11 protein-coding genes are annotated in these 13,000 nt (G+C 66.7%); 3 read left to right on the top strand and 8 right to left on the bottom strand.

Translation table 11 applies throughout. From position 1 onward, the window contains the following. Positions 1 to 159: 159 nt before the first annotated feature. The 7 genes from C7H84_RS18660 to C7H84_RS18625 all read right to left on the bottom strand — a co-directional run bounded on the left by C7H84_RS18660 (position 160) and on the right by C7H84_RS18625 (position 9,457). Positions 160 to 1,317: an ABC transporter substrate-binding protein gene (locus C7H84_RS18660; RefSeq protein WP_121860169.1), complete on the bottom strand. Its 1,158-nt coding sequence runs from the start codon at positions 1,315 to 1,317 to the stop codon at positions 160 to 162. Between the two features lie 1,161 nt (positions 1,318 to 2,478). Then, on the bottom strand, positions 2,479 to 3,453 hold the full coding sequence (locus tag C7H84_RS18650) for a branched-chain amino acid ABC transporter permease (protein ID WP_162999312.1): 975 nt from the start codon (positions 3,451 to 3,453) through the stop codon (positions 2,479 to 2,481). Then, positions 3,453 to 4,337: a branched-chain amino acid ABC transporter permease gene (locus tag C7H84_RS18645; protein ID WP_121860166.1), complete on the bottom strand. Its 885-nt coding sequence runs from the start codon at positions 4,335 to 4,337 to the stop codon at positions 3,453 to 3,455. Before C7H84_RS18645 ends, C7H84_RS18650 begins: the two co-directional genes overlap by 1 nt. Before the next feature lie 115 nt (positions 4,338 to 4,452). After that, on the bottom strand, positions 4,453 to 5,652 hold the full coding sequence (locus tag C7H84_RS18640) for an ABC transporter substrate-binding protein (RefSeq protein ID WP_121860165.1): 1,200 nt from the start codon (positions 5,650 to 5,652) through the stop codon (positions 4,453 to 4,455). 77 nt (positions 5,653 to 5,729) lie between these two features. Beyond that, positions 5,730 to 6,485 carry an ABC transporter ATP-binding protein gene (locus tag C7H84_RS18635; protein ID WP_121860164.1) on the bottom strand — a complete coding sequence of 252 codons (756 nt, stop codon included), beginning with the start codon at positions 6,483 to 6,485 and terminating at the stop codon, positions 5,730 to 5,732. Next, positions 6,482 to 7,261 carry an ABC transporter ATP-binding protein gene (locus C7H84_RS18630; protein ID WP_121860163.1) on the bottom strand — a complete coding sequence of 260 codons (780 nt, stop codon included), beginning with the start codon at positions 7,259 to 7,261 and terminating at the stop codon, positions 6,482 to 6,484. Before C7H84_RS18630 ends, C7H84_RS18635 begins: the two co-directional genes overlap by 4 nt. 510 nt (positions 7,262 to 7,771) lie before the next feature. Further along, positions 7,772 to 9,457, bottom strand: a complete 1,686-nt coding sequence (locus C7H84_RS18625) for a GMC family oxidoreductase N-terminal domain-containing protein (protein ID WP_121860162.1) — start codon at positions 9,455 to 9,457, stop codon at positions 7,772 to 7,774. Between the two features lie 164 nt (positions 9,458 to 9,621). On the opposite strand from C7H84_RS18625, the gene C7H84_RS18620 reads away from it, so the two are divergent. Together C7H84_RS18620 and C7H84_RS18615 are read left to right on the top strand one after the other, a co-directional pair. Beyond that, the gene (locus C7H84_RS18620; RefSeq protein ID WP_121860161.1) at positions 9,622 to 10,521 is read left to right on the top strand and encodes a LysR family transcriptional regulator; all 900 of its coding nucleotides are present in this window, start codon (positions 9,622 to 9,624) and stop codon (positions 10,519 to 10,521) included. A gap of 244 nt (positions 10,522 to 10,765) precedes the next feature. Next, positions 10,766 to 11,299, top strand: a complete 534-nt coding sequence (locus C7H84_RS18615) for a class IV adenylate cyclase (RefSeq protein WP_121860160.1) — start codon at positions 10,766 to 10,768, stop codon at positions 11,297 to 11,299. 71 nt (positions 11,300 to 11,370) lie between these two features. On the opposite strand, the gene C7H84_RS18610 is transcribed toward C7H84_RS18615, so the two are convergent. Further along, on the bottom strand, positions 11,371 to 11,856 hold the full coding sequence (locus tag C7H84_RS18610) for an Lrp/AsnC family transcriptional regulator (RefSeq protein ID WP_006408082.1): 486 nt from the start codon (positions 11,854 to 11,856) through the stop codon (positions 11,371 to 11,373). Positions 11,857 to 11,962: 106 nt separating this feature from the next. On the opposite strand from C7H84_RS18610, the gene phhA reads away from it, so the two are divergent. After that, positions 11,963 to 12,889, top strand: coding sequence for a phenylalanine 4-monooxygenase (gene phhA / locus C7H84_RS18605; protein WP_205611439.1), 927 nt, complete (start codon positions 11,963 to 11,965; stop codon positions 12,887 to 12,889). Positions 12,890 to 13,000 lie beyond the last annotated feature (111 nt).

The following is a 13,000-nucleotide window of genomic DNA, read 5'->3' as shown; positions in this document are numbered from 1 at the left end:
GGAACGGCCCGCGCGCGGACGGCAAGACTGGGGTGTCAGGCGTCGCGCGGCGGGCTCCCGGAGACTCCATGCGGCGCGAGCGCGGGCCGCGAAACCCGCCGCGCTGCCGACGGCGCGCACGGCGCCACGTGCGCCGCGCCCGCCGGTTTCACGTGATGCTTACTCGGCCTGCAGCTTCCACTTGCCGTCGACGATCTGCACCATCACGCGCGCACGCGTGTCGAAGCCGTTGTGGTCGGCCGACGTCATGTTGATCACGCCGTGCGACACCGGCAGGTCCTTCGCACTCTCGAGCGACGCGCGCAGCGCCTCGCGGAACGCCTCGGTACCCGGCTGGCCCTTCTTCAGTGCGTCGGGAATCGCACGCTGCAGCAGCAGCCCCGCATCCCACGCATGTCCGCCGAAGGTCGACAGCGAACCGGCGCCGTACGCCTTCTCATATGCGGCCTTGTAGCCGAGCGCCGGCTTCTTCACCGGGTTCGAATCGGGCAGCTGGTCGGTCACGAGCACCGGGCCGGCCGGCAGAATCTCGCCTTCGCAATCCTTGCCGCACACGCGCAGGAAGTCGTTGTTCGCGACGCCGTGCGTCTGGTACACCTTGCCCTTGTAGCCGCGCTCCTTCAGCGTCTTGGCCGGCAGCGCGGCCGGCGTGCCCGAACCGGCGATCAGCATCGCGTCCGGGTTCGAGCCCATCAGCTTCAGCACCTGCCCCATCACCGACGCGTCGGTGCGGTTGTAGCGTTCGTTCGACACCACCTTCAGCCCGTTCTTCGCGGCGGCCGCGTCGAACGTCTTGTACCAGCTGTCGCCGTATGCGTCGGCGAAGCCGATGAAGCCGACCGTCTTCACGCCGTGCTTCGCCATGTAGCCCGCGATCGCGTCAGCCATCAGCTGGTCGTTCTGCGGCACCTTGAACATCCACGCGCGCTTTGCGTCCATCGGCGCGATGATCTGCGCGCTCGCCGCGAGCGAGATCGTCGGCGTCTTGCCCTGCGACACCGGGTCGAGCATCGCGAGCGAGTTCGGCGTGACGGACGAACCGATGATTGCGTCGACGTGATCCTCGTCGATCAGCTTGCGCACGTTCTGCACCGCGCGGCTCGTGTCGGACGCATCGTCGAGCACGATGTACTGGACGCTCTTGCCCGCGATTTCCTTCGGCAGCAGTGCGATCGTGTTCTTTTCCGGAATCCCGAGCGACGCGGCCGGCCCGGTGGCCGACAGCGTCACGCCGATCTTCACCTGGGCCGACGCCGTGGCCGCCGCACACACGAGGCCCGCTGCAAGCAGAACCTCCATCCATCGATTCATCTTCATTTAGGTTGTCTCCAAACGCTGCCTGAAAAATCCGCGGGTCGCTCGGGCGGCTCCCGGTCCTCAAACAAGTTAATAAATTAACTATCTCGCCGTACTGCGTCTACGCTGGTTTTCCCGTGAAACGCCGGCGCCCCGCCTGCATTCCGGCGACACCGCTCGGCCGCGCGGCAACGCGCGCGCCGAAGCGGTCGTCCGACCGCCACGATGCGTCGCGGCAATGTCGTCAGGATGAAGGAAGCGGAGAAAGGCGGCGTGGCGCGGGCGCCGATCGATGCGGAGGCAACGATCGCCAAAAAGTCGACGGGCCGGGCCTGGTTCGGCCCCGCGCGCGGGGGCACAGCATCGGAAACCCGGCAGTTCATGCGAATGCGAATATGAAGGGAAAGGCGAACGCGAATTCGGATGCGGACGCAACGACCGCGGAAACCGCCGTGCCGGCAAATCCACCCGGAGCGAGCATACCGGCCGCTGAACGGCTCGCGACAGCCGGGGCATACCGGTGCGTGCGCGCCCCCGAACGAGCGGCAAGCGTCGCCCCTCGTGCCCCGATCCATCGTCCCGCGCTTCTCATCCAACCGCACTCCGTCTTCTGCATTCTGCTTGTAGGAGAACTGCCGCCCGATTTTCCCGACCGCTCGGTCGGCGAAAGCTGAGTGTAACGGACGCGATTTGCGGACGCCAACCGGGTAAGCCCGAACGGCATGCGCGTGGCTGCGCGCCGGCGCGAGGCGATCGAACGGCAGACTGGGACGAAAACGGGGGGACGGCGTGAAGCGCGGGCGACGCGACGCGGAACAGTAGCGCCACGAACGCAGCGCCGCTTGACTGCACGATCGATGGATTTCGCGCACACAAATGAAAAAGCGCTGTTGGATTCCGTCCAACAGCGCTTTGGGGTCCGGGCACTTTGTGCCTCGATTGTCTCCTCGTTCTCCACCTGCAAATTCGTTTCGCGGTGCATCAGAACTGAAACGAAGATTAAAGGACCTTTCACCGTGCGACAACTTAGCATTTACCCCTATGGTGCATCGCCGCACGAAATTGGGGCACCAGCCCTGCCGCGCGGCGCCGGCTGGACGCCGCCGCAATGCCCCTTTCGAGCGCGCCGGATGGTGCTTCGCATCAACACGCGGCACCGTCCCGCGTGATGCAATCGCCACGTCAGGACGGCCGGAGCGTCTTGACCCGCGCGACCATCTCGCCGACGATCCCGCGCCGGAACGCAAGTACGCAGGCGATGAAGATCAGCCCTGTGACAATCGTCGTCGATTCGCCGAGCGAGCGGAACCAGCCGACACCTGTGGCCGACGCGAGCCATTCGCCGATGTCGCCGAGCCGGTCCTCCAGCGCGACGATCAGCGCCGCGCCGAGCAGCGGCCCGAACAGCGTGCCCATCCCGCCAACCAGCGTCATCAGCACGACGAGGCCCGACATCGTCCAGTACGCGTCCGACAGCGTCTCGAAGCCGAGCACCAGCACCTTCAGCGAACCGGCCAGCCCCGCGAGCCCGGCCGACAGGATGAACGCGAGCAGCTTGAAGCGGTCGGTGTCGTAGCCGAGCGAGATCGCCCGCGCCTCGTTCTCCTTGATCGCGACGAGCACCTGGCCGAACGGCGAGTGGACGATCCGCACGATGAACGCGCACGCGGCGACGATCACCGCGAGCACGACGTAGTACAGCGCGACGTCGTTCGACAGGTCGAGCACGCCGAACAGGTGCCCGCGCGGCACGCCCTGCAGGCCGTCCTCGCCGTGCGTGAACGGCGCCTGCAGGTAGATGAAGTAGACCATCTGCGCGAACGCGAGCGTGATCATCGCGAAGTAGATGCCCTGCCGGCGAATCGCGAACAGCCCGACGACGAGCCCGAGCAGCGTCGCGGCGAACGTGCCGACGAGCACGCCGAGCTCCGGCGTGAAGCCGAGCGTCTGGATCGTATAGCCGGTCGCGTAGCCGGCGGTCGCGAGGAACATCGCATGGCCGAACGACAGCAGCCCCGTATAGCCGATCAGCAGGTTGAACGCGGCCGCGAACAGCGCGAACGTGAGCACCTTCATCACGAACACCGGATACGCGCCGATGAACGGCGCCGCGAGCAGTGCGGCGAGCAGTACGCCGTAGAGCACTTTTCTCTGCATCATTTTTCCTTGCCGAACAGGCCCGCCGGGCGGAACAGCAGCACGATCGCCATGATCACGAACACGACGGTGGCCGACGCTTCCGGATAGAACACGCGCGTGAAGCCTTCGATCACGCCGAGCAGCAGCCCGGTGATGATCGAGCCGAGGATCGAGCCCATCCCGCCGATCACGACCACGGCGAACACGGTGATGATCATCGGCTGGCCCATCAGCGGCGACACCTGGATCACCGGTGCGGCGAGCACGCCCGCGAACGCGGCCAGCGCGACGCCGAAGCCGTAGGTGAGCGTGATCATCATCGGCACGTTCACGCCGAACGCCTCGACGAGCTTCGGGTTCTCGGTTCCGGCGCGCAGATAGGCACCGAGGCGCGTCTTCTCGATCACGAACCAGGTCGCGAGACACACCGCGAGCGATGCGACGACCACCCACGCGCGGTAGTTCGGCAGGAACATGAAGCCGAGATTGGTCGCGCCGGACAGCTGCGACGGCACGTCGTACGGCTGGCCGGACGAACCGTAGATCGAGCGGAACACGCCTTCGACGACGAGCGTGAGGCCGAACGTGAGCAGCAGCCCGTACAGGTGATCGAGCTTGTACAGCCAGCGCAGCATCGAACGCTCGATCACGATCCCGAACGCGCCGACGAGCACCGGCGCGAGCACGAGCATCGCCCAGTACGGCAACCCCAGGTACGACAGCCCCATCCACGCGAGCATCGCGCCCAGCATGAACAGCGCGCCGTGCGCGAAGTTGATCACGTTGAGCAGCCCGAAGATCACCGCGAGCCCGAGGCTCAGGATCGCGTAGAACGAGCCGTTGACGAGCCCGAGCAGCAACTGGCTCAGCATCGCCGGCAACGGAATGCCAAAGATTTCCATCGACTTAGCCGTCAGGTTGGGTTTCGTTGCGTGTGCAACGTTTCAAGCCGCCGTGCACGCGGGCGGCGCAGCGGGCACATCGCCGCTGCGGCCGCCACGCGCTGGCGCGCCGCGCTTATTTCCACAGCGCGCAGCGCGTCTCCTGCTTGGTACCGAACGCCTGGTCGCCGGGGATCGTCGCGAGCACCTTGTAGTAGTCCCACGGCTCCTTCGATTCCGACGGCTTCTTCACTTCCATCAGGTACATGTCGTGAATCATGCTGCCGTCCTGACGGATATAGCCCTTCGCGTAGAAGTCGCTGATCTTGATCTTCTTCAGCTCGGCCATCACCTTGTCGGAGTCGGTCGTGCCGGCGGCCTGCACCGCCTTGAGATACGTGGTCACCGACGAGTAGTCGGCCGCCTGCAGGCTCGACGGCATCTTCTTCATCTTGCCGAAGTAGCGCTGCGCCCACTGGCGCGATGCCGCATCGCGATTCCAGTACCAGCTGTCGGTCAGCACGAGGCCCTGCGTCGTCTCGAGGCCGAGGCTGTGCACGTCGTTGATGAACATCAGCAGCCCGGCGAGCTTCATCGTCTTCGTGATGCCGAATTCCTTCGCGGCCTTGATCGAGTTGATCGTGTCGCCGCCCGCGTTCGCGAGGCCGAGGATCTGCGCCTTCGACGCTTGCGCCTGCAGCAGGAACGACGAGAAATCCGACGCGGACAGCGGATGCCGCACCGCACCCAGCACCTGTCCGCCGCTCGCCTTCACGACGTCCGACGTGTTCTTCTCGAGCGCCTTGCCGAACGCGTAGTCGGCGGTCAGGAAGAACCAGCTCTTGCCGCCCTGCTTCACCACCGCCGAGCCGGTGCCTTTCGCGAGCGCCATCGTGTCGTACGCATAGTGAACCGTGTACGGCGTGCACTCCTCGTTCGTCAGCGTGTCCGCGCCCGCACCGATGTTGATGTAGACCTTCTTCTTCTCCGCGGCGAGCTTGGCCATCGCCAGCGCCGTCCCCGAATTCGTGCCGCCGACGAGCAGGTCGAGCCCGCCGCGGTCGATCCATTCGCGCGCCTTCGACGCGGCAATGTCCGCCTTGTTCTGGTGATCCGCGTACACGACCTCGATCGGCTTGCCGAGCACCTTGCCGCCGAAGTCGGCGACCGCCATGCGGATCGCCTCGAGGCCGCCCGGGCCGTCGATGTCCGCATAAAGCCCCGACATGTCGGTGACAAAACCGATCTTCACGCTATCCGCGGCGTGTGCGGCGCCGGCGGTGAATGCGGCGGACGCGAGCGCGAGACAAGCCTGTGCGAGGGTCTTCATTTTCATTGACGGCTCCTGTTGTTCTGATGCGTTGTGGTTGTTCGAAGGCCGCCACGGCCAGCGGCAAGGGCAACGGGGCGTCGTCATACCCCGAGCAGGTCGTGAAGGATCGGCATCTTGCCTTCCAGTTCGGATGCACGGAAATGCTCGACGATGCGGCCATGCTCCATCACGTAGAAGCGGTCGGCGAGCGGCGCGGCGAAGCGGAAATTCTGTTCGACCATCACCACCGTATAGCCGCGCGCCTTCAGCGCGACGATCATCCGCGCGAGCGCCTGCACGATCACCGGTGCGAGGCCTTCGGAAATTTCGTCGAGCAGCAGCAGGTTCGCGCCGGTGCGCAGGATCCGCGCGACCGCGAGCATCTGCTGTTCGCCGCCGGACAGCCGCGTGCCCTGGCTCTGCCGGCGCGATGCGAGGTTCGGGAACATCGAATAGATCTCGTCGAGCGACATCGCGTGCTCGCGCGGCCCGATCGGCGGCGGCAGCATCAGGTTCTCCTCGCACGACAGGCTCGAGAAGATGCCGCGTTCCTCCGGGCAATAGCCGACCCCGAAATGCGCGATGCGGTGCGTCGCGAGGCCGATCGTCTCGTTGCCCGCGACCTTGATCGAGCCGCTGCGGCGGCCGGTCAGGCCCATGATCGCGCGCAGCGTCGTGGTGCGGCCCGCGCCATTGCGGCCGAGCAGCGTGACCACCTCGCCGCGATGCACGCTCAGGTCGACACCGTGCAAGATGTGGGATTCCCCGTACCAGGCCTCCAGGCCCGTGATCTCCAGCGCGGGCGTGCCGCTTTCGACGCCGCTCAATTCGCGTTCCTCCCGTTCGCTGCGCTTCATGCGTGCGCCCCCGTGAGCGCCGCATCGGCGCTGCCCATGTAGGCCTCGATCACCAAAGGATTCTTCGACACTTCCGCATACGAGCCTTCGGCCAGCACCTCGCCGCGCTGCAGGACGGTGATCGTGTCGGAGATACCGGCGATCACGTTCATGTTGTGCTCGACCATCAGGATCGTGCGGCCGCTCGCGACCTTCTTGATCAGCGCGGTCACGCGATCGACGTCCTCGTGGCCCATCCCTTGCGTGGGCTCGTCGAGCAGCATCAGCTCGGGTTCCATCGCGAGCGTCGTCGCGATCTCGAGCGCGCGCTTGCGGCCATATGCGAGCTCGACCGTCGGCACGTGCGCGAAATCGGTGAGGCCGACCTGCGTGAGCAGGTCCATCGCGCGATCGTCGAGGCGCCGCAGCGTGCGCTCGCTGCGCCAGAAATGGAATTCGGTGCCGAGCGAGCGCTGCAGGCCGATGCGCACGTTCTGCAACGCGGTCAGGTGCGGGAATACCGCCGAGATCTGGAATGAACGGATGATGCCGCGGCGCGCGACCTGCGCGGGCCGCTCGTCGGTGATGTCGATGCCGTTGAAGACGATCTGGCCGGCCGTCGGTGTCAGGAACTTGGTCAGCAGGTTGAAGCAGGTGGTCTTGCCCGCGCCGTTCGGTCCGATCAACGCGTGGATCGCACCGCGGCGCACACGCAGGTTGACACCGTTCACGGCGGTGAAGCCCCTGAATTCCTTCGTCAGTCCGCGTGTTTCGAGAATCGTGTCGCCGAGAATCATGTTCCCTTCCGTACGAAGTCAGGCGAAGCACCGGGAAGATTCGCGCCAGCGACCGCGAGCAGTTCAGCGGATGAGCGGGCTGTCCCCGGACGCCGTATTACGCATCGAGGGTGGTCTCCCGCGCCGACGCGTATGCACACTGCGCAACATTGTCGCCCCGTTGGTGCAGTGCAATCATCGGGATTTGCACTTATAGGGCTGGCCGCCATATCGGACGCGGCTGAGCGCGGATTCGCGACGTGTTTTTTTTGACACGTGCATCATGACGAGCCGCGCATGCGCACGCGGCGTGCCCGCACGAACGCACACAGATGACGCTGCACGTCATGTCATCGTGGAACAATAAAGCCGCCGTGAAATACGCGGTTGATGGCACGCTGCACGCGCGATTCGCTCATCCGTTGCGGTGCGATCCACGCGCGTCGCTTGCGCCGCTTGCATCGCTTGTTTCGCATAGCGAATCAGCGGGCGCGCGAACGACGGCCCGCTGTCGCGCGTGTCAGCCCCGTGTCACGCCGCCGTCATCGCCGCTTCCGTTCGCACCTGCATCGCATCGCGTGCCGCGCGCCGATCGGCACGGATCATGTCGCTTGCGCGCTCGGCGATCATCAGCGTCGGCGAATTCGTGTTGCCCGACGTGATGAACGGCATCACCGATGCATCGACGACGCGCAGACCGGCGACACCGCGCACGCGCAGCCGGCTGTCCACGACCGCACGTTCGTCGTCCGCACGCCCCATCCGGCACGTCCCGACCGGATGGAAGATCGTGGTGCCGACCGCGCCCGCCGCTTCGATCAATTCGGCTTCGGTCCGATACTGCGTGCCCGGCAGGATCTCGTCGGGACGGTAGCGCGCGAGCGCCGGCGCGGATGCGATCCGGCGCGTGAGGCGCAGCGCGTTCGCGGCGACGTGACGATCGTGATCGGTCGACAGGTAGTTCGGTGCGATCGACGGTGCCACGCCCGCATCGGGGCTCGCGATATGCACGCTGCCGCGCGAACTCGGCCGCAGGTGACAGACGGACGCGGTGAACGCATTGAAACCGTGCAGCGGCTCGCCGAAGCGCTCGAGCGACAGCGGCTGCACGTGGTATTCGAGATCGGGGCGCGTAAGCGCCGGATCGTCCGGATCGGACTTCGCGAACGCGCCGAGCTGCGACGGCGCCATCGACATCGGCCCGCGCTGCAGCAGCGCATATTCGGCGCCGATCATCAGCTTGCCCCACCAGTGTGCAGATAACGTATTGAGCGTGCGCACGCCGTCGACGCGAAACGCCATCCGCAGTTGCAGGTGATCCTGCAGGTTCTCGCCGACACCCGGCAGATCCTGCACCACGTCGATGCCGAGCGCCTGCAGCCGTGCGCCCGCACCGATGCCCGACAACTCGAGCAGCTGCGGCGAATTCACCGCGCCGGACGTCAGCAGCACTTCGGCGCTCGCGCGCGCGACGTACTCGGCGCCGCCGCCGCGATACTCGACGCCGACCGCGCGCCGCCCTTCGAAGATCACGCGCTGGGCATGCGCGCCGGTGATCACGGTCAGGTTCGGGCGCGTCATCGCGGGTCGCAGGAACGCCTTCGACGTATTCCAGCGCACGCCTCGCTTCTGGTTGACCTCGAAATAACCGACGCCGGAATTGTCTCCGCGGTTGAAATCGTCGGTGGCCGGAATGCCCGTCTGCTGCGCGGCCTGCGCGAACGATTCGAGGATTTCCCAGCGCAGCCGCTGCTTCTCGACCCGCCAGTAGCCGCCCGCGCCGTGCGCGTCGCTCGCGCCTGCGTGGTGGTCTTCGCTGCGCTTGAAGATCGGCAGCACACTGTCCCACGACCAGCCGGCGTCGCCGGTTTCCTGCGCCCAGCTGTCGTAATCCTCGCGCTGGCCGCGCATGTAGATCATCCCGTTGATCGACGAGCAGCCGCCGAGCACGCGGCCGCGCGGATACGCCAGCGCGCGGCCGTTCAGCGCCGCCTCGGGCTGCGTCTTGTACAGCCAGTCGGTGCGCGGATTGCCGATGCAATACAGATAGCCGACCGGGATGTGGATCCAGTGATAGTCGTCCTTGCCGCCCGCTTCGAGCAGCAGCACGCGGATCTCGGGATCCTCGGTCAGGCGGTTTGCGAGCACGCAGCCCGCGGTGCCCGCGCCGACGATCACGTAATCGAATTCGCCCTCGAGCGTGCGTTGAGTCGTCACGACGTGTCTCCTTGTTTGTTGTGCGCCGCGCGGTGGTGCCCCGTGCGTCGTTTCCAGCATAGTGCGCCGCGGACGACGCGACCGGTGAAGCGTACTCCGCGCGCCGGCCGCCCATCCAATGAGTTATGCTGAACTGCGTTATAAGCCGCGCTCATATCACGACGATGGACCTCACCCTGCTCCGCGCGTTCGCGACGGTCGCCCGCGAAGGCAACCTGACACGCGCCGCCGCGCACCTGCACCTGACGCAGCCGGCCGTCAGCCTGCAGATCAAGCATCTGCAGGAAACGCTCGGCGTCGTGCTGTTCACGCGCACGTCGCGCGGGCTCGCGCTCACGCGCGACGGTCAGACGCTGCTGCCGCACGCGGAGCGCGCGCTCGCCGCGGCCGCGGACGTGCAGCGCGCCGCTGCTGCGCTGCGGCACGAGGTGCGCGGCCGGCTACGGATCGGCACGATCCTCGATCCCGGTTTCCTGCGGCTCGGCGGCTTCCTGCGCGCACTGGTCGAAACCCATCCGCAGATCGAGACGGCGCTGCGGCACGGGATGTCGGGCTGGGTGCTCGAACAGGTGCGCGCGCAGGCGCTCGACGTCGGCTACTACATCGGCCAGCCCGGCGAGGACGAGCCGCGCGACGACGCGCTGTTCCACACCGTCACGCTCACGCGGTTTCAGTACCGCGTGCTCGCGCCGGCCGGCTGGAAGGAGCGCGTGCAGCGCGCGCACGACTGGCGCGCCCTCGCCGCGCTGCCGTGGATCTGGACGCCGCCGGCGTCCGCCCATCACCGGCTGCTGTCGCGGCTGTTCGCGGCCGCCGGCGCTCAGCCGGTGAAGGTCGCGGAGGTCGACCAGGAGCAGTCGATGCTGGATCTCGTCAAATCGGGAATCGGGTTGACGCTCGCACGCGACTCGACCGCGCTGGCCGAGGCGCACGCGCATGCGCTGACGATCGTCGAACGCGTGACGGTGCCGACCGAGCTCACCTTCGTCGCGCTCGCCGAGCGCCGCGACGAACCGGCAATCGCGGCCGCGCTGCGGCTGATCGAGACCCAATGGGCGATATGAGCAACGCTGATGTCGCTGCGACGCGTCGTGCACGGGACTTCGGCCACTGACGCGGCGCGCGGATCCTGCGCATCTTGCCGATTGACGACAACTCCCCCGCCTCACGATGAGAAACCGCGCGCGCCCGCACCGCCCGCCCGGCGTCGTATCGACGCGTACCGGCCGCTCGTCACGCCACCATCGCAAGCTTTTTGCTAGATTGTGCGTTCGCAAACCGCGAGACCCCTGATCGAAGGAGACCCGCATGGCCCGCAACATCGAGATCAAAGCCCGCGCCCGTGAGTTCGACCGACTGCGCGAACAGGCGGCCGGGCTCGCGACCGAAGCGCCGCTGTTCTACCGCCAGCAGGATTTCTTCTACGACGTGCCGCGCGGCCGCCTCAAGCTGCGCCGCTTCGAGGACGGCACGCCGGCCGAACTGATCTTCTACCTGCGCGACGATCGCGACGGCCCGAAGGCGTCGTACTACACGCGCAGCCCGGTCACGAACGCGGACGCGATGCACTCGCTGCTCGCGACCGCGCTGACCACGCGCGGGATCGTGACGAAGGAACGCCACGTGTATCTGGTCGGCCGCACGCGCATCCATCTGGACCGTGTAGACGGCCTCGGCGACTTCATCGAACTGGAAGTGGTGCTCGGCCCCGACGACGACGAAGCCGGCGGTGAAGCCGAAGCCCATGACGTGTTCACGAAGCTCGGCGTCGCGCAGGAGGATCTCGTCGCGGTCGCGTACGTCGACCTGCTGAACGCCGACGCGCCATCCGAGGCGGCCTGAGCGGCGGAGCAGCCTGATCGGGCGCTATCTGCGGCGGCACTTCGCGCCCCGCCGCCGGCCCGGCCGCCTCATCATGCGGCGCCGGGCGCCAGATGCGCGAGCGGCAGCGCACCGTTGCGCTTGAAGGTCGTCAGCACGATGTTCGAGCGCACGCTGTCGACACCCGGCACGCGCATCAGCTTCTTCATCACGAACTGCGACAGCGCGTTCAGGTCCGGCGCGACGATCCGCAGCAGGTAGTCGGCATCGCCGACCACCGCGTGGCATTCGAGCACCTCCGGCAGCACGTCGATCTGCTGCTGGAACTGCTCGATGATCGAATCGCCGTGATGCTTGAGCTTCAGGCTCGTGAACGCGGTGACGCCCAACCCGAGCTTTTCGGGGCGCAACATCACGCGATAGCCTTCGATCACGCCGGCGGCCTCGAGCCGCTGCAACCGCCGGCCGATCTGCGACGGCGACAGCGGCACTTCCTCGCCGAGCTGCTGGTGCGTCGCGCGGCCGAAGCGCTGCAGCACGTCGAGAAGGGCGAGATCGAAGTGATCCAGTTCCAGCATGAGCATTCTCCGCATTGATTCCTGTTTTGATGCGCGATTATCGCATTGGCTGGCGAATCAACGCCATTTTTGCGCCCATTCCGCGCGGAGCCCGCTCTACACTTGCATGGTTCCCAACTCCAGCGTGCAGCGCCTCACCATGTCCACCGTCGTCACCGCGAAACTGCAGGAGCAGTTCGATGCGGGCCTCGAAACCCGCGCCGATTTCACCATCGACCAGCCGCTCGAACGCTACGGCCAGGTCGACCACGCGGTGTGGCAGCAGCTCTATGCGCGCCAGTCGGCGCTGCTGCGCGGACGCGCGTGCGATGCGTTCGTCGCGGGGCTCGGGAAGATCGACCTGCCGGCGGACCGCGTGCCGTCGTTCGCCGACGTGAACCATCAGCTGAAGCCGGCGACCGGCTGGGAGATCGTCGCGGTGCCGGGCCTCGTGCCCGATCGCGTGTTCTTCGAGCACCTCGCGAACCGGCGTTTTCCGGTCACCTGGTGGATGCGCCGCCCGGACCAGCTCGATTACCTGCAGGAACCGGACTGCTTTCACGACCTGTTCGGCCACGTGCCGCTGCTGATCGAGCCGGTGTTCGCCGACTACATGCAGGCGTACGGCCGCACCGCGCTCGCGGTCGCCGGCGACGAAGCGGCGCTCGCGCGGCTCGCGCGCCTGTACTGGTACACGGTGGAATTCGGGTTGATTCGCGACCCGAACGGCACGAACGGGCTGTCGATCTACGGCGCGGGGATCGTATCCAGCAAGGGCGAGAGCCTGTACAGCCTCGAAAGCGCGGCGCCGAACCGGCTCGGCTTCGATCTCGAGCGCGTGATGCGCACGCAGTACCGGATCGACACGTTCCAGAAGACCTACTTCGTGATCGACGACTTCGCGCAGTTGTTCGCGCTCGCCGACGTCGACGGCCGTGCGCAGGCCGACCGGCTGGCCGCGCTGCCCGAATTCCCGGCCGGCGCGGTGCTCGACAGCGATCTCGTGCTGCACCGCGGCACGGGCGAAGGCTGGCCGGACGACGCGGACGCATAGCGCGATGGGGCCGATGGGACCACACGAGATTATCGGCGGCGGCCTCCCGATACCCGTCGCCGTACGCCCGTCGCCCAACCATGAAACAATGACCGGTACCGGCTTTGCCGC

Origin of the sequence: Burkholderia sp. Nafp2/4-1b (assembly GCF_003635165.1) — a bacterium.
Lineage (GTDB): Bacteria > Pseudomonadota > Gammaproteobacteria > Burkholderiales > Burkholderiaceae > Burkholderia.
Note: the sequence above shows the minus strand (reverse complement) of the source record. Positions and strands in the feature narration are given on the sequence as shown.

What these genes read in the sequence shown, in the direction of transcription:
- C7H84_RS18635 (WP_121860164.1), bottom strand. Translation starts at nt 6,485, where the DNA reads ATGAAGCGCAGCGAACGGGAGGAACGCGAATTGAGCGGCGTCGAAAGC.
- C7H84_RS18615 (WP_121860160.1), top strand. Translation starts at nt 10,766, where the DNA reads ATGGCCCGCAACATCGAGATCAAAGCCCGCGCCCGTGAGTTCGACCGA.
- C7H84_RS18650 (WP_162999312.1), bottom strand. Translation starts at nt 3,453, where the DNA reads ATGCAGAGAAAAGTGCTCTACGGCGTACTGCTCGCCGCACTGCTCGCG.
- C7H84_RS18610 (WP_006408082.1), bottom strand. Translation starts at nt 11,856, where the DNA reads ATGCTGGAACTGGATCACTTCGATCTCGCCCTTCTCGACGTGCTGCAG.
- C7H84_RS18640 (WP_121860165.1), bottom strand. Translation starts at nt 5,652, where the DNA reads ATGAAAATGAAGACCCTCGCACAGGCTTGTCTCGCGCTCGCGTCCGCC.
- phhA (WP_205611439.1), top strand. Translation starts at nt 11,963, where the DNA reads ATGGTTCCCAACTCCAGCGTGCAGCGCCTCACCATGTCCACCGTCGTC.
- C7H84_RS18620 (WP_121860161.1), top strand. Translation starts at nt 9,622, where the DNA reads ATGGACCTCACCCTGCTCCGCGCGTTCGCGACGGTCGCCCGCGAAGGC.
- C7H84_RS18645 (WP_121860166.1), bottom strand. Translation starts at nt 4,337, where the DNA reads ATGGAAATCTTTGGCATTCCGTTGCCGGCGATGCTGAGCCAGTTGCTG.
- C7H84_RS18630 (WP_121860163.1), bottom strand. Translation starts at nt 7,261, where the DNA reads ATGATTCTCGGCGACACGATTCTCGAAACACGCGGACTGACGAAGGAA.
- C7H84_RS18660 (WP_121860169.1), bottom strand. Translation starts at nt 1,317, where the DNA reads ATGAAGATGAATCGATGGATGGAGGTTCTGCTTGCAGCGGGCCTCGTG.